Source organism: Bacillus sp. BSL6 (assembly GCF_052928345.1).
In genome coordinates this window covers 523,993-539,471 of the sequence record NZ_JAVGCW010000001.1, presented here as the reverse complement: position 1 = coordinate 539,471, position 15,479 = coordinate 523,993, and the positions used below count along the sequence as shown (strand labels likewise).

Genomic DNA, 15,479 nt, shown 5'->3' with positions numbered 1-15,479 from the left:
GTGAGACTTTAATCAGCCCTCACCAATTGGACTTTAATGGATAGCCCGACCCCCACCTAACTTCTTTGCTTTCGCTGAATTTTGAGGCGGGGGCTTACTGCCCATTAAAGCGGGATAAACTTAAATAGTAGGGGTAAATCATTAAAATAAAGAAGAAAAACTTCACATACGGAAGTTTCCCTTACTTCTCTTTCTGTTCGTCTTCTAAAAACGTCACTTGCTCAATTATCCCTTCAAGCAAAAGTTCTTCCGGAAGGATTGTTTTAATAACAAAGGACTGCCCCTTAATCAATAATTGACCATGTTTTAACAACAATCTTACTTCTTTATCTGAAAACACTAATAAACCTCGATGATTTTCTATATAGATATGCACTTGCCCAACAAGCGTGATCCGAGGTAGATCCATTAGCACATCCACTGGCAGGTCTATTTGCTTCGTTAACCAATTCTTCATTTGTTCTAATTTTTTCATCCCAAAAGACCCCCTCTCATCCCATATGTATGAAAAAAGAGCTTGTAATATCACGTCCAAACTGAAAAAAGCATAAAAAAACGTCTCATACGAAATGAGACGTTTTTTTATGCTAATAGCTGGATAACCAGCTTATTCACAAGCGATCCATCTGTTTTACCTTTTACTTTCGGCATAACAGCAGTCATCACCTTACCCATATCTGCTTTAGACGTCGCACCAACTTCAGAAATAACTTGCTTGATTATATCAACTAGCTCTTCTTCCGTTAATTGCTCCGGCAAATATGCGCTTAAAATCTGAATTTCACTTTGCAGTTTATTAACAAGGTCTTCACGACCAGCTTTTTTAAATTCAAGGAGGGAGTCCTTATGCTGTTTTACTTCACGAGCTAAAACTGTTAGTTCCTCTTCTTCAGTAAGAGTATGCTGTAGTTTAATACCTTCATTTTGTAAAGCAGCCTTAACCATACGAATGACGGTTAATTTTTCTTTTTGTTTATTCTTCATCGCTTGTTTCATATCATCGTTTAAACGACCGAGAAGACTCATAACTTACACCCTCTCTTAGAATTTACGCTTTCTTGCCGCTTCAGATTTCTTCTTACGTTTTACACTTGGTTTTTCATAAAACTCGCGCTTTCTTGCTTCAGCAAGTGTACCAGTTTTAGAAACCGATCTTTTAAAACGGCGAAGTGCATCCTCCAAAGACTCGTTTTTACGAACGACTGTTTTTGACATTCTCTTTCCCTCCCTCCGAAACATCACACTTACATACTAACTCCAGCATGCAAAAAGAAACACTTCTTCAGCATGTCTTTTACGATTATAATACATTTTATCACTTCAGGTCAACTATTTGGCAGAATAAAAGAAGAATAGATGCTCTTCCTTTTTCAAAAACTATGCAGATAGCTGTTATCTTTTCCCCTGAAGGCAACTATATTTTTGTCATTATACCTTTTTTCATGCAGAAACGTACGGAAAACTACTCATTTCGTACATTTTCAGTACTTAACTTCTCCACTAAAAAAGAAAGCATGCAAATCGTTTCCGTTTGCATGCTTTTTTATCCCGATTGGTGCGGGCTAATAATGAGCGGGGAATGAATCCCACGCTCATTAAAGTTTCACTTTATGCGCTTGCTGATTCCTTTTTCACATCATCTTCAAGGACACGAACAAATTGCGCTTCGTTATATGGATAACCAGCTTTTGTGATTTTTACTTTCACTAGTTTACCGATTAATTCTTCTGATCCTTCAAATACAATTTTCAAGTAGTTATCTGTATAACCTACATATAGGCCTTCACGGTCGCCCTCTTTAAATTGTTCTTCTGGAATAATTTCAAGTACTTCTCCTTCAAACTGTGATGCATACTCTTTCGCTAATTGATTAGATAGTTCAATTAAACGGTGAACACGATCATTCTTCACATCTTCAGGAACTTGATCTTCCATACGCGCTGCAGGTGTTCCTGTACGTTTTGAGTACGGGAATACGTGCAACTCAGAGAAGCGATTCTCTTTAATGAAATTGTATGTTTCCATGAATTCTTCTTCTGTTTCACCTGGGAAACCAACGATTACGTCTGATGTAATCGCAAGACCTGGTAACGCTTCTTTCAAACGATCTAAGCGCTCTTGGAAAAATTCCATCGTATATTTACGACGCATACGCTTTAATACAGTATTAGATCCAGATTGCAACGGAATGTGTAAGTGACGTACAACTACTTCAGACTTATCTAACACTTCAATTACTTCATCTGAAATCTGACTCGCTTCAATAGAAGAAATACGAAGACGTTTTAATCCGTCTACTTCCGCTTCCATATCACGAAGTAATCCAGCTAAGTTATAATCTTTAATATCTTCACCGTATCCACCTGTATGAATACCTGTTAATACGATTTCCTTATAGCCTGCATCTACTAATTGCTGCGCTTGTTTAATAACTTCTTTCCCATCACGAGAACGCATTAAACCACGCGCCCAAGGAATAATACAGAATGTACAGAAGTTATTACAACCTTCTTGTATTTTTAAAGATGCACGTGTACGATCCGTGAAATAAGGTACATCCAGTTCTTCGTATACACGTGTTTTCATAATGTTACGGACAGCATTAATTGGTTGACGCTCTTTACGGAATTCTTCGATGTATCCTAGCATCTTTTCACGATCTTGTGTACCAACTACAATATCTACACCTGGAATCGCCATAATTTCCGCTGGAGATGTTTGTGCATAACATCCTGTTACACAAATGACTGCATCTGGGTTTTGACGAACAGCACGTCTAATAACTTGACGACTTTTCTTATCTCCCGTATTTGTTACTGTACATGTATTAATAACATATACATCAGCTTTCTTTTCATATTCCGTTCTTTCATATCCACCTTGTTTAAACAATTGCCAAATGGCTTCTGTTTCATAGTGGTTTACTTTACAACCTAACGTATGGAACGCAACAGTTGACATTGATCATCACCCCATCAATTCAAAATGATACGAAGCAGCACTTAACGCGTATAACGGCGCCGTTTCTGTTCTTAAAATTCTTGGTCCTAAACTACATGGTACAAAATTATGTTCACGAAGCACTGTAATCTCTTCCTCTGCTAAACCGCCCTCTGGGCCAAATACAATCAATAACTTTTGACCTGGTTTCATCATCGTTAAAGCTTTCGCAAAATTAGATTTCTCGCCTTGTTTTGCTTCCTCTTCGTAAGCAACAAGACAAACATCATACTCACCACTCATTGAAAGCAATTGCTTAAATGATGCCGGAGCATGTACTTCTGGAATTTCACTTCTATGTGATTGTTCCGCAGCTTCTTTCACAATTTTTCTTAAACGCTCAACTTTTTTATCAGCTTTTTTCGCATCCCATTTTACGATAGAGCGAGATGCTTGAAATGGTAAGAATGCAGCTGCCCCAAGCTCAGTTCCTTTTTGGAAAATTAACTCTAGCTTGTCTCCTTTCGGCAGTCCACTTGCAATCGTCACGAAAACAGGAAGTTCACTTGACGCCTCTACCCATTCTACAATAGCCGTATGAATAAATTCACTGGTAATTTCATCAATTGAACATACTGCCGTTCTTCCATTTACACAGCAATAAATATGATCACCAACTGACATACGCATCACTCTTGCGATATGATGTACGTCATCACCTACAATGCGAATACTTGTCTCATTTACATGTTTCTCTTCTACAAAATAACGTTGCATATAATCACCTTAGTAGAGTTTCGTTCCTTTCGTAAGCCAATACTTACGAAAAGAACGAAACGTTATCATTTTTCATATAACAAACGGCAAGTCCCTCACCTTATAGTGAGAGACTCCCCTTTTCATTATAGACTAAAATCTATATTACGCATTTCGTGCAATAATTGCTACCCAATCTTCCATTCGCAACACTTCTTCAATTGTAAATCCAGCTTTTTCCAGCGCTTCAGAAATTACTTTTTCCTTTGCAGCAATAATGCCCGATGTAATAAATAATCCGCCTGATTTCACAACTCTTGCTGCATCTTCAGGGAATAATAAAATAATTTCTGCTAATAAATTAGCTACGATTAAATCAACAGGACCTTCAATACCTTCTAAAAGACTATTTTGTCCAACAGACACGACGTCATCTGTTTTATTTAAACGTACATTCATTTCTGCACTTTCAACTGCAACCGGATCTAAATCATAGGCTTGAACAGAAGACGCACCTAATTTTGCCGCTGCAATACTCAGTACACCAGAACCCGTCCCTACATCAATGATCGTATCACCTGGCTGTACTGTTTTTTCTAAAGCACGGATACACATCGTCGTTGTTGGATGAGTTCCTGTCCCAAACGCCATACCTGGATCTAATTCAATAATTTTTTCTTCCGGAGAAGATGGTGTATATTCTTCCCAAGTCGGTACAATTGTGAATGTATCAGAAATTTGTACTGGATGGTAATATTTTTTCCAAGCAGTAGCCCAATCTTCTTCATTGACTTCGTTAACGGTAATATTTCCAGTACCAATTTCGATGTCGTAAGATGGAAGCACATCAATAGATGATTTTACACTTGCAATCGTTTCATGTAAAGAATCCGTTTGCGGGAAGTATGCTTTTATTAATACACCTTCCGCCGGATATTCATCTGGGTTCAATGCATAAATTTCACCGTATTGTTGCTCGCGCTCTTTCGTTAACTCCGCTGGATCCTCAATCGCAACTCCACTAGCACCAGCTTCATGTAAAATATGAGAGACAGCTTCTACTGCTTCTTCTGTTGTATGAATACTAATTTCTGACCATTTCACAATTTACCAACTCCATTTTTTATTTCCATTATTCCCCTTTGAAAGCACGTTTAAGCTTTCCGAATAAACTATCATCCTGCTCTTCTTGCCCTGCAAATTCACGTAATAAATCTTTTTGATGTGAAGTTAATTTCGTCGGTACAACAACACGAACGACTACATATTGATCTCCTTGACCATATCCACGTACATTCGGAGCACCTTTTCCTTTTAATCGGAATTCTGTTCCAGTTTGTGTTCCTGCTGGAATTTTCAGCTTCACTTTACCATGAACAGTAGGAACTTCTACTTCAGCACCAAGTGCCATTTGCGCAAACGTTAATGGCATTTCGCAAATAATGTGATCTCCTTCACGTTCAAAGAATTCATGACTTCTTACATGAACAACAACATATAAATCTCCTGCTGGTCCGCCATTTACGCCCGCTTCACCTTTTCCAGATACGCGGATTTGTTGACCATTATCGATACCTGCTGGAATTTTAACATTGATTTTTTTACGTTTACGAACTTTACCAGAACCGTGGCATGTCGTACATTTTTCTTTAATGATTTGCCCAGTTCCTGAACAATGACCGCAAGCTTGACGGTTTACGATACGACCAAATGGTGTATTTTGTTCTACACTTACTTGCCCTGATCCTGAGCAATGTTTACATGTTTCTTTTGAAGTTCCTGGTTTTGCCCCGCTACCTTTACAAGTATCACATGGATCTTCTACTGGAATCTCAACATTTAACTCTTTACCAAAAATAGCTTCTTCAAAATCTAAAGTGACTTGATATTGTAAGTCAGCACCTTGGCGCGGAGCATTTGGATCACGACGTCTGCCGCCACCGCCGCCAAAGAATGAACTAAAGATATCTTCAAAACCGAAGCCACCGCCGAAGTCTCCTCCGCCGCCAAAGCCACCGAAGCCTTGATTAGCACCAGCATGACCAAATTGATCATATTGCGCACGCTTTTGATCATCGCTTAATACTTCGTATGCTTCTTGTACTTCTTTAAACTTTTCAATTGCATTTTCTTCTTTACTTACGTCTGGATGGTATTTTTTAGCCAAACGACGATACGCTTTTTTTATTTCATCTTTTGAAGCACCCTTGCTAAGTCCAAGGACCTCATAATAATCTCGTTTACTCATAAATTTACAACCCCCGAATCTTTCACATAAACGTAATTTTAACACCGAAAGAAAGTGCTTTGCAACAAAGTTTCCTCACTTACAGTATGCAAAGTAAAAAACTTAAGACCCTCACACATTCCTTCTCATTCGTGAAAAAAGCCAAAGCCAAGGCACGCTTGACTTTGACTTTTTGTCATCTTACTTATTATGTTTAAAGTTGAATTACTTGTCTTCTTTTACTTCTTCAAACTCAGCGTCTACTACATTGTCTTTCTTCGCGCCAGCATCTTGTGCTCCTTGTGCACCTTCTGCTTGCCCTGCAGCTGCTTGAGCTTGCTCATATAGTTTAACAGTTAGTTGTTGTACGATTTCTTGTAAAGCGTCTTTTTTTGCACGGATTTCCTCAAGCTCGTTCTTCTCAATCGCAGCTTGTAATGCTTCTTTCGCTTCTGTTGCTTTTGCAACTTCAGCTGCATCTACTTTACCTTCTAAATCTTTTACAACTTTATCTGTTTGGAATACAAGTTGGTCAGCTTCGTTACGAAGTTCAACTTCTTCCTTACGTTTTTGGTCAGCGTCAGCGTTTGCTTCTGCTTCTTTTACCATACGATCTACTTCTTCATCAGAAAGACCTGAAGAAGATTGGATTGTAATGGCTTGCTCTTTGCTTGTTCCTAAATCTTTCGCACGTACGTTAACGATACCGTTCGCATCAATATCGAATGTTACTTCGATTTGTGGAATACCACGTGGTGCTGGTGGAAGGTCTGTTAATTGGAAACGACCTAATGTTTTGTTGTCAGCTGACATTGGACGCTCACCTTGTAATACGTGAATGTCTACTGCTGGTTGGTTATCAGCAGCTGTTGAGAATACTTGTGACTTACTTGTTGGAATTGTAGTGTTACGCTCGATTAATTTCGTGAACACGCCACCCATAGTTTCAATACCTAAAGAAAGTGGAGTTACGTCTAATAATAGTACGCCTTCTACATCACCAGTAAGTACGCCACCTTGAACTGCAGCACCTAACGCTACAACTTCATCAGGGTTTACACCTTTATATGGCTCTTTACCAGTTTCACGTTTAATAGCTTCTTGTACAGCTGGGATACGAGTAGATCCACCAACAAGAATAACTTTATCTAATTCGCTTGGAGCAAAACCAGCGTCTTTTAATGCACGACGAGTTGGCTCTAATGTTCTTTCAACAAGACCTGCTGAAAGCTCTTCGAATTTCGCTCTTGTTAATGTTAATTCTAAGTGTAATGGGCCAGCAGCTCCAGCACTAATGAATGGTAATGAAATTTGTGTTTGTGTTACGCCAGAAAGATCTTTTTTCGCTTTTTCAGCTGCATCTTTCAAACGTTGAAGTGCCATTTTATCTTGGCTTAAATCAATGTTATTTTCTTTTTTGAACTCAGCCACTAAGTGGTCAATAATAACTTGGTCAAAGTCATCTCCACCAAGACGGTTGTCACCAGCAGTTGAAATAACTTCGAATGTTCCATCTGCTAACTCAAGGATAGATACGTCAAATGTACCGCCACCTAAGTCATATACTAAGATTTTTTGCTCTTCATCTTGTTTTTCTAAACCGTAAGCAAGCGCTGCTGCTGTTGGTTCGTTGATAATACGCTCAACTTCTAAACCAGCGATACGACCAGCATCTTTTGTTGCTTGACGTTCTGCATCGTTGAAGTATGCAGGTACTGTAATAACAGCTTTCGTTACTGTTTCACCTAAGTATGCTTCAGCAGAAGCTTTTAGGTTTTGTAAAATAATTGCAGAAATTTCTTGTGGTGTATAATCTTTACCTTCAACTTCTACTTTGTAGTCTGTACCCATATGACGTTTAACAGACATGATTGTATTTGGGTTTGTAATTGCTTGACGCTTTGCAACTTCCCCAACTTGACGCTCTTCATTTTTGAAAGCTACAACAGAAGGCGTTGTACGGTTTCCTTCTGGATTTGGGATAACCTTTGGTTCTCCACCTTCCATAACAGCTACACAAGAGTTTGTTGTACCTAAGTCAATACCGATAATTTTACTCATGGCGAATCCTCCTACTTTTATGTAAATTATTGATTTACTTTTACCATTGATGGGCGAATTACACGGTCTTTTAATTTATAACCTTTTTGGAATTCTTCAACTACCGCGTTTGATTCAAATTCACTGTCTTCTACTTGCATAATAGCTTGGTGCTCATTAGGATCAAACTGTTTACCAACAGCTTCAATCACTTCAACACCTTCTTTAGCCAACGCTTCTAGCAATTGACGATGCACCATTTCCATACCTTGTAGTAAGGATTTCGTTTGCTCATCAGTTGCTTCCACTTGCATCGCTCTTTCAAAATTATCAAGAGCTGGCAAAATGTCTGAAACTAGACTTTGTGCTCTATATTTTTCAGCAGCCTGTTTATCCATTTGGACACGGCGCTTATAATTTTCAAAATCAGCTTGTAGACGTAATGTGCGACCTTCCGTTTCCGTTAGTTTCGCTTGTAACTCATCTACTTTTTCTTGTAAAAGAGCAGCCTCACTTTTTTCTTCTACAGTTTCTTCACTGTTTTCTGGCGTGACAGCTTCTTCAACTTGCGCTTCTTTTACTTCTTCTACCACTTGTTCGTTACGCTCTTCCACAATATTCACCTCCTTAAAAGGTATTAGGTATCATGCATAGCATGATTACCTAAGCATTATATATTACACACAGCAATGAAAAGTTCATCACTTGAGCGAATGTATTACTCTCATTTACTTTTTAAGTCCATCTGTAAATTGTCTCGTAAATAACTGTAACAAACTAATTACCCGAGAATATTGCATTCTTGTCGGACCTAAAATAGCAATTGTTCCAAGCTGTTCTTCTCCAATCGAATATGTTGCAGAAATTAAACTACAATCTTCCATGGCTGTCGCAGAGTTTTCCCTACCAATTTTCACTTGAATACCTACTTGTTTATGACGCAAAATATCATAAAACTCGGCTTCGTTATCAATCATCGTCAGCAAGGACCTTACTTTGTGAATGTCATGGAACTCTGGCTGGGAAAGCATATTTGCTTTTCCTCCAAAGTATATCTTTTCCGATAACGGAACTTGAAATGTACCATCCAACATTTTTATTGCACTATCGTAATTATGAACATACCCACGTAAAACTGTAACAATCTCTTTAAAGATTTTATTATGAAGTTCTTCCATCGGTACGCCAGATAGCTTTTCATTTAAAATATTAACCATTTTTTCTAAATCTGATAAATCAACAGATTCCGGAACGGTAATCGTTTTGCTTTGTACATGCCCTGTATCCGTTACAATAATAGCGACTGCGGTTTGACGATCAAGCGGAACAATTTGTACGTTTTTAAGTTTATTTGTGCTTAACTTCGGTCCAAGAACAATGGCCGTATAATTTGTAAGCTCTGATAAAATTTGAGCTGATTGTTGTGCAATCTTTTCCGCTTCAAAAATTCTTTCAGCAAATAAATCTTTAATTTGTACAATTTCATCGTTCGGTAAATTTTGCGGCGCTAAAAGATGGTCTACATAAAATCGGTATCCTTTTTCAGAAGGAACACGTCCAGAAGAACTATGCGTTTTCTCAATAAATCCTAGTTCCTCTAAATCAGCCATTTCATTTCGTATAGTAGCTGAACTAAATGTAATTTCATCTTTTTTAGCCAACGTCCTTGACCCAACAGGTTGCGCTGATCCAATAAAGTCATCAATAATTGTTTGTAAAATTAAGAGCTGACGTTCCGTAAGCATCTCATCATCACCTCTGTTAGCACTCTTTGTCTTCGAGTGCTAAATCTATTAATAACTTACCAAAATTGACATTCAATTGTCAACGGAAACGTCACGAAATAATGAAACTTTTTCACGTTAATGGAACATTTAATTAGTCAATCAAAAATGATTGGAATACTTCATTCCCTAATAATTTTCCTTTTCGCGTTAAACGAACATATCCATCGCTCTCTTCAAGCAATCCTTGTTCTTGGTTGTGTTGTAACTGCTTCGCGAAAACTTGATCCATTTCCATATTAAATTTCTTTTGAAACGCTATTTTAGATACACCTTTTGTTTTTCGGAGTCCTAAGAACAACTCTTCTTCCATCTTTTCTTTCTCCGTCACCACGTGAACATCTAAATACGGAAATCCGGTTTCATCGATTTTATTGAAGTATTGCTTGAGCGGCCCTACATTTTGGATACGTTCTCCATTTACATAACTATGCGCCCCAGCTCCAAATCCATAATACTCTTCATTATTCCAGTATGTGAGATTATGTCTACTTTCATTATTACCTTTTGAGAAATTACTAATTTCATACTGGGTATAGCCGTGTTTCTCCATTTCATCCATTACCATTTCGTACATTTTCGCTTCATGGTCTTCACCTGGTAGTCTTAATTTCCCTTTATTCATTAAGTTATAAAATACCGTTTTCGGTTCCACAATTAATGAATATGCCGAGAAATGTTGTACACCAAGCGTAAAAGCAATGTCTAATGTTTCTTTTACATCTTCTATCGTCTGTCCTGGCAGAGCATAAATAATATCTACATTTATATTTTTAAAGCCTACTTCCTGCGCTTCTCTAATTGCTACAAACGCATCTTCTCTCGTATGCTTACGTCCAATTTTCTCAAGCAATTCATCTCGAAATGTTTGCACCCCAAAACTAATTCGGTTCACTCCACCTTCTAGCAATACATTTAATTTCTCTTTCGGCAAATCACCTGGATTCGCTTCAAATGTTAATTCACAATTCGGGGCAAACGGACGTAAACGACGATTTATAATATTTAATAATTTCTTTGTCTGTTCCATATTTAATGCTGTTGGAGTTCCCCCGCCAACAAAAATCGTTTTCATACTATCAAACGGTACCTTTTGAACTGTATTTATTATTTCTTTCTCTAAATACTCTAAATATTGATCGACCGGCTGGCGTTCAATAAACACTTTATTAAAATCACAATAGTGACAAATATGCTGACAAAACGGAATATGAATATATGCAGCTTGCACCAAAAATAACTCCTACCTTTCTAAAAAGAAAACCTCCGCGCTCGGGAGGCTTCTTTTACTTCTCTAACGTATTACGAATTTGTTCCATTCGCATTTTTCCCCAATCATACATCATTTCAACGATTGGTAAAAGCGACATGCCTAATTCCGTCATATAATATTCCACTCGCGGTGGAATTTCTGGGTATACTGTTCGATCAACAATCCCATCTTCCATTAACTCTTTTAATTGGTTTGATAAAACTTTATGAGAAATGCTCGGAAATAATCGCTGTAATTCACTAAAACGATGAGGCCCTTCCACACCAAGATGCCACAATATCACAACTTTCCACTTTCCACTAATAATAGAAAGCGTCAATTCCTTTTCACAATTAAAATTGCCATTTTGTATTTTTTCTTGAATATCTTTTCGAATATTTTCGGACATTAACAAACTCCTAACTTTATATGAACTAAAAAGCTCTCTCACTATTGTAAATGAGAGCTACTCAGATGTCTAAAAAGTAATTATACATAAAAAAGAAGCCGCATAAACGACTTCTTTTTCCACTCCAAATATTAGTTGTCATCCATTTTCAGTACAGCCATGAATGCTTCTTGCGGTACTTCTACAGAACCAACAGACTTCATACGTTTTTTACCTTCTTTTTGCTTATCAAGAAGTTTACGCTTACGAGAAATGTCACCACCGTAACATTTCGCAAGTACGTTTTTACGCATCGCTTTAATTGTAGAACGTGCTACAACTTTGTTTCCGATCGTCGCTTGAATTGGCACTTCGAACTGTTGTCTTGGAATTAAATCTTTTAATTTTTCTACGATTACTTTACCACGGTCATACGCTGAATCACGGTGTACGATAAATGATAGAGCATCCACTTGTTCATTATTTAAAAGAATATCCATTTTCACAAGTTTAGATGGTTTGTAACCAATTAACTCGTAATCAAATGATGCATATCCTTTTGTGTTTGATTTCAATTGATCGAAGAAATCATATACGATTTCTGATAACGGGATTTCATATGTTAATGTAACACGTGTTTCATCTAAATACTGCATATCAATAAACGTTCCACGTTTACCTTGGCAAATTTCCATTACAGCTCCAACATAGTCATTCGGAACCATAATTGAAGCTTTCACAAACGGCTCTTCTACACGATCGATAGACTGTGGATCTGGCATATTAGATGGGTTATCAACAATAACATCTTCACCGTTTGTTAAATAAACTTTATAAATAACGCTTGGCGCCGTTGTAATTAAGTCAATTTTAAATTCACGTTCAATACGCTCTTGAATAATTTCCATGTGAAGAAGTCCTAAGAAACCACAACGGAAACCAAATCCTAGCGCTTGAGATGTTTCTGGTTCAAACTCAAGAGCAGAATCGTTTAACTCTAACTTTTCTAATGCATCACGTAAGTCGTTGTAACGTGCAGAATCAATCGGATATAAACCACAGAATACCATTGGGTTTAATTTACGATAACCTGCTAACGGCTCAGCTGCTGGACGTTTCGCGTGTGTAATCGTATCACCAACGCGTGTATCACCAACATTTTTAATTGATGCTGCTAAGAAACCTACATCACCTACTGTTAACTCGTCACGTTGCGTAGTTTTCGGTGTAAATACACCTACTTCTGTTACTTCAAATTCTTTACCAGTTGCCATCATACGTACTTTATCGCCAACTTTTACCGTTCCATTTACAACACGGATATAAGCAATTACACCGCGGTACGGATCATATAAAGAGTCAAAAATCATACATTGTAATGGCTCTTCAGAATCACCTGTTGGTGCTGGTACTTTTTCAACGATTTGTTCTAAAATCTCTTCAATACCAATCCCAGCTTTTGCAGAAGCAAGTACAGCTTCTGATGCATCTAAACCAATTACATCTTCTACCTCTTGGCGTACACGCTCTGGGTCTGCACTTGGTAAGTCGATTTTATTAATAACCGGTAAAATTTCTAAATTGTTATCAAGCGCCAAGTATACGTTTGCTAACGTTTGCGCTTCAATACCTTGCGCTGCATCTACTACAAGAATCGCACCTTCACAAGCCGCTAAACTACGAGATACTTCGTACGTAAAGTCGACGTGTCCTGGTGTATCAATTAAGTGAAGAATATATTCTTCGCCGTCTTTTGCTTTATAATTTAATTGTACTGCGTTTAATTTAATTGTAATACCACGCTCACGCTCTAAATCCATAGAGTCAAGCAACTGAGCTTTCATTTCACGTTGTGTTAACGCGTTTGTTTTCTCTAAAATACGGTCTGCTAACGTTGACTTTCCGTGGTCAATATGAGCAATGATAGAGAAATTACGAATTTTGGACTGTCTTTTTGCTCTTTCTTCTTTGTTCATCTATGTTCTCAACTCCTAATAGTCTCGCCAATATACACTAGCACTGATTATATCAATAGAGCAGCAAAGATTCAATGAAAACTCGTGCTGCTTACAATACAAATCATTCTATCTATATCTTATGCGAACAAACCATAAGAGACAAACCTTTTTCAAATTAAAAAACGGTCGTCTTACAAATCTGTAAAACAACCGTCCTCCGTTTGACTCTTAACTAAAAATCCCTTTTACTTTCCCGACAACTATATCTGTTCCAAACTTTGTTATTTCATAGGCAACGCTTGCTATCGCCATACCCACTCCTTCTACAACATTAAAACTTTTTAAGCTTTCTAATTGTTTTTGTTTTTCAGTAGCGGAAAACGAACTCTCCAAAATTCCTGATTCAGCGGCCTCACCTTTTGTTCCTGTCATATGAGCGATTTGTTCATACGACATTTGCTGATAACCTTTCATACTTTTCAATCCGTGATTTGCAAGTGTCACCCCTGCTGCCACCATAAGTAAGCATATGATCGCACTACATATACATAAAAGGGAAAAGCGGCTTACATGATTATTGTCTCTTTCCATCAATGTGTATACGCTCCTGTATTATCTTGGTCAATTTGATGATGCAGTGCTGCATTTAAACCACTTGCTATTACATTTGCCATATCCTCTATGAAAGCATCCACTTCTTTCGGAGTCACCATTAAATTATGACCAAGAGGAGATAACACTTCATAAATTAATTTTCTCTTCTCTTCATCTTCCAGTGTACCTACAGCACCTAAAAACATATTTCGGCTCTTTTCATCCGGCATATCTTCTTCTGTTAATTTTTTCTTTTCTCCAAATGTAAAACCAGCTGGTAACAAAGATCGAGAAGGTTTGTTTCCTTCTTTCATCTCCCGGCCAAAATGTTTCAAAATAAAATCAATTGTATCGCTTGTAATTGAAACGGCATCCACCACAGTCGGAACACCAATTGCGATAACAGGAATACCTAATGTTTCTTTACTCAGTTCCTTACGTTTATTCCCAACACCCGATCCAGGATGAATTCCTGTATCAGAAATTTGTATCGTACTATTTACCCTTTCAATAGAACGAGCAGCTAATGCATCAATTGCAATGACAAAGTCTGGTTTTGTCTTCTCAATGATTCCATAAATGACATCGCTCGTTTCAATTCCTGTAATCCCCATTACCCCGGGGCGAATTGCACTAACAGGCCTAAAGCCTTCTTCTACACTTTCAGGCTGCAATTGAAACAAATGTCTCGTTACCAATACATTTTCTACCACTATCGGTCCAAGCGCATCAGGGGTTACATTCCAATTTCCAAGACCAACAATTAAACAACTCGCTTCTTTCGTAACGCCAACCTCTTCTAAGAAATAGGAAAATTCTTTGGCAAAAATGCGCTCTACTTTTTGTTGCAATTCCGTATCTTGTTGACGTATACCTTGTACTTCAAGCGTTAAATAATTCCCAGGTTTTTTACCCATCGATTCAGAGGCAACTTCATCAATCGTTACTTTCGTAATGATAATACCTTCTTCTTCCCTCTCTTTTACAATAACGCCTTGTATCCCTTTCTCCTCTTCTTGTCGCTCTTGCAGCATTTGATGTGCCTCTACAGCAAGGTCAGTTCTAACGCTATATTTACTTAAATCTAATGGTTCTTTCATCGTATCTCCTCCGTCATTCATAGTAAATATCGTTAGATTTCCCAAAGTTATATAAGGTCATTCTTTCCTTTACGTGAAATTTCATAGATATACTATTGCAATTCTCTTCACCGTTTGATAGAATATCACTTGTTCTATGTTAAGAATCGAGTCATTCGATTGCACCAGGGAGGTGAAAAGTATGGCAAACATCAAATCTGCTATCAAACGCGCTAAACTTAGCGAAGAGCGTCGTGCACATAACGCTTCTATCAAGTCTGACATGCGTTCTGCTGTTAAAACTGTAGAAGCTTTAGTTACTAATAACGATCTTGAAAATGCTAAAGAAGCTTTCAAAACTGCTTCTAAAAAACTTGACAAAGCAGCTCGTAAAGGTCTTATCCACCAAAACGCTGCAGCTCGTCAAAAATCTCGCTTAGCGAAACAAGTAAACGCGTAAG

General features: G+C 37.7%; 16 protein-coding genes. 1 reads left to right on the top strand and 15 read right to left on the bottom strand.

Going from position 1 to position 15,479, the window contains the following annotated elements:
- Positions 1 to 181: 181 nt before the first annotated feature.
- The 15 genes from yqfC to gpr form a co-directional block, all read right to left on the bottom strand.
- On the bottom strand, positions 182 to 475 hold the full coding sequence (gene yqfC, locus RCJ96_RS02975; RefSeq protein WP_000732266.1) for a sporulation protein YqfC: 294 nt from the start codon (positions 473 to 475) through the stop codon (positions 182 to 184).
- A 107-nt stretch (positions 476 to 582) separates the two neighbouring features.
- Positions 583 to 1,026: a GatB/YqeY domain-containing protein gene (locus tag RCJ96_RS02970; RefSeq protein ID WP_000054571.1), complete on the bottom strand. Its 444-nt coding sequence runs from the start codon at positions 1,024 to 1,026 to the stop codon at positions 583 to 585.
- Between the two features lie 15 nt (positions 1,027 to 1,041).
- Positions 1,042 to 1,215, bottom strand: coding sequence for a 30S ribosomal protein S21 (gene rpsU / locus RCJ96_RS02965; protein ID WP_000048061.1), 174 nt, complete (start codon positions 1,213 to 1,215; stop codon positions 1,042 to 1,044).
- Positions 1,216 to 1,608: 393 nt separating this feature from the next.
- On the bottom strand, positions 1,609 to 2,961 hold the full coding sequence (gene mtaB, locus RCJ96_RS02960; protein ID WP_000108677.1) for a tRNA (N(6)-L-threonylcarbamoyladenosine(37)-C(2))-methylthiotransferase MtaB: 1,353 nt from the start codon (positions 2,959 to 2,961) through the stop codon (positions 1,609 to 1,611).
- Between the two features lie 6 nt (positions 2,962 to 2,967).
- Positions 2,968 to 3,717: a 16S rRNA (uracil(1498)-N(3))-methyltransferase gene (locus RCJ96_RS02955; protein ID WP_416503955.1), complete on the bottom strand. Its 750-nt coding sequence runs from the start codon at positions 3,715 to 3,717 to the stop codon at positions 2,968 to 2,970.
- A gap of 144 nt (positions 3,718 to 3,861) precedes the next feature.
- Positions 3,862 to 4,800: a 50S ribosomal protein L11 methyltransferase gene (prmA, locus tag RCJ96_RS02950; protein WP_074607044.1), complete on the bottom strand. Its 939-nt coding sequence runs from the start codon at positions 4,798 to 4,800 to the stop codon at positions 3,862 to 3,864.
- 28 nt (positions 4,801 to 4,828) lie between these two features.
- Positions 4,829 to 5,944, bottom strand: coding sequence for a chaperone protein DnaJ (gene dnaJ, locus RCJ96_RS02945; RefSeq protein ID WP_074607047.1), 1,116 nt, complete (start codon positions 5,942 to 5,944; stop codon positions 4,829 to 4,831).
- A 204-nt stretch (positions 5,945 to 6,148) separates the two neighbouring features.
- Entirely contained in the window at positions 6,149 to 7,984 is a 1,836-nt protein-coding gene (gene dnaK / locus RCJ96_RS02940) for a chaperone protein DnaK (protein WP_074607049.1), read from the bottom strand.
- Positions 7,985 to 8,010: 26 nt separating this feature from the next.
- Positions 8,011 to 8,577, bottom strand: a complete 567-nt coding sequence (gene grpE / locus RCJ96_RS02935) for a nucleotide exchange factor GrpE (protein ID WP_000392709.1) — start codon at positions 8,575 to 8,577, stop codon at positions 8,011 to 8,013.
- A 114-nt stretch (positions 8,578 to 8,691) separates the two neighbouring features.
- Positions 8,692 to 9,708, bottom strand: a complete 1,017-nt coding sequence (gene hrcA, locus RCJ96_RS02930; protein ID WP_000954949.1) for a heat-inducible transcriptional repressor HrcA — start codon at positions 9,706 to 9,708, stop codon at positions 8,692 to 8,694.
- 133 nt (positions 9,709 to 9,841) lie between these two features.
- Positions 9,842 to 10,981: a radical SAM family heme chaperone HemW gene (gene hemW / locus RCJ96_RS02925; RefSeq protein WP_074607051.1), complete on the bottom strand. Its 1,140-nt coding sequence runs from the start codon at positions 10,979 to 10,981 to the stop codon at positions 9,842 to 9,844.
- 52 nt (positions 10,982 to 11,033) lie between these two features.
- Entirely contained in the window at positions 11,034 to 11,408 is a 375-nt protein-coding gene (locus RCJ96_RS02920) for a winged helix-turn-helix transcriptional regulator (protein ID WP_001293546.1), read from the bottom strand.
- A gap of 131 nt (positions 11,409 to 11,539) precedes the next feature.
- Positions 11,540 to 13,363, bottom strand: a complete 1,824-nt coding sequence (gene lepA / locus RCJ96_RS02915) for an elongation factor 4 (protein WP_001030955.1) — start codon at positions 13,361 to 13,363, stop codon at positions 11,540 to 11,542.
- Between the two features lie 210 nt (positions 13,364 to 13,573).
- Positions 13,574 to 13,936, bottom strand: coding sequence for a YqxA family protein (locus RCJ96_RS02910; protein WP_270795249.1), 363 nt, complete (start codon positions 13,934 to 13,936; stop codon positions 13,574 to 13,576).
- Entirely contained in the window at positions 13,936 to 15,039 is a 1,104-nt protein-coding gene (gene gpr, locus RCJ96_RS02905) for a GPR endopeptidase (protein ID WP_000662626.1), read from the bottom strand. The genes RCJ96_RS02910 and gpr overlap by 1 nt, the downstream gene beginning before the upstream one ends.
- Positions 15,040 to 15,220: 181 nt before the next feature.
- Here gpr and rpsT point away from each other — a divergent pair, with 181 nt between their 5' ends.
- Entirely contained in the window at positions 15,221 to 15,478 is a 258-nt protein-coding gene (rpsT, locus tag RCJ96_RS02900; protein WP_001274011.1) for a 30S ribosomal protein S20, read from the top strand.
- The last annotated feature ends 1 nt before the right edge of the window (position 15,479 follow it).

Coding starts and splice junctions, on each gene's coding strand:
- yqfC (WP_000732266.1), bottom strand. CDS start 475: ATGAAAAAATTAGAACAAATGAAGAATTGGTTAACGAAGCAAATAGAC.
- rpsT (WP_001274011.1), top strand. CDS start 15,221: ATGGCAAACATCAAATCTGCTATCAAACGCGCTAAACTTAGCGAAGAG.
- rpsU (WP_000048061.1), bottom strand. CDS start 1,215: ATGTCAAAAACAGTCGTTCGTAAAAACGAGTCTTTGGAGGATGCACTT.
- lepA (WP_001030955.1), bottom strand. CDS start 13,363: ATGAACAAAGAAGAAAGAGCAAAAAGACAGTCCAAAATTCGTAATTTC.
- dnaJ (WP_074607047.1), bottom strand. CDS start 5,944: ATGAGTAAACGAGATTATTATGAGGTCCTTGGACTTAGCAAGGGTGCT.
- RCJ96_RS02910 (WP_270795249.1), bottom strand. CDS start 13,936: ATGGAAAGAGACAATAATCATGTAAGCCGCTTTTCCCTTTTATGTATA.
- dnaK (WP_074607049.1), bottom strand. CDS start 7,984: ATGAGTAAAATTATCGGTATTGACTTAGGTACAACAAACTCTTGTGTA.
- hrcA (WP_000954949.1), bottom strand. CDS start 9,708: ATGCTTACGGAACGTCAGCTCTTAATTTTACAAACAATTATTGATGAC.
- RCJ96_RS02955 (WP_416503955.1), bottom strand. CDS start 3,717: ATGCAACGTTATTTTGTAGAAGAGAAACATGTAAATGAGACAAGTATT.
- mtaB (WP_000108677.1), bottom strand. CDS start 2,961: ATGTCAACTGTTGCGTTCCATACGTTAGGTTGTAAAGTAAACCACTAT.
- gpr (WP_000662626.1), bottom strand. CDS start 15,039: ATGAAAGAACCATTAGATTTAAGTAAATATAGCGTTAGAACTGACCTT.
- RCJ96_RS02970 (WP_000054571.1), bottom strand. CDS start 1,026: ATGAGTCTTCTCGGTCGTTTAAACGATGATATGAAACAAGCGATGAAG.
- RCJ96_RS02920 (WP_001293546.1), bottom strand. CDS start 11,408: ATGTCCGAAAATATTCGAAAAGATATTCAAGAAAAAATACAAAATGGC.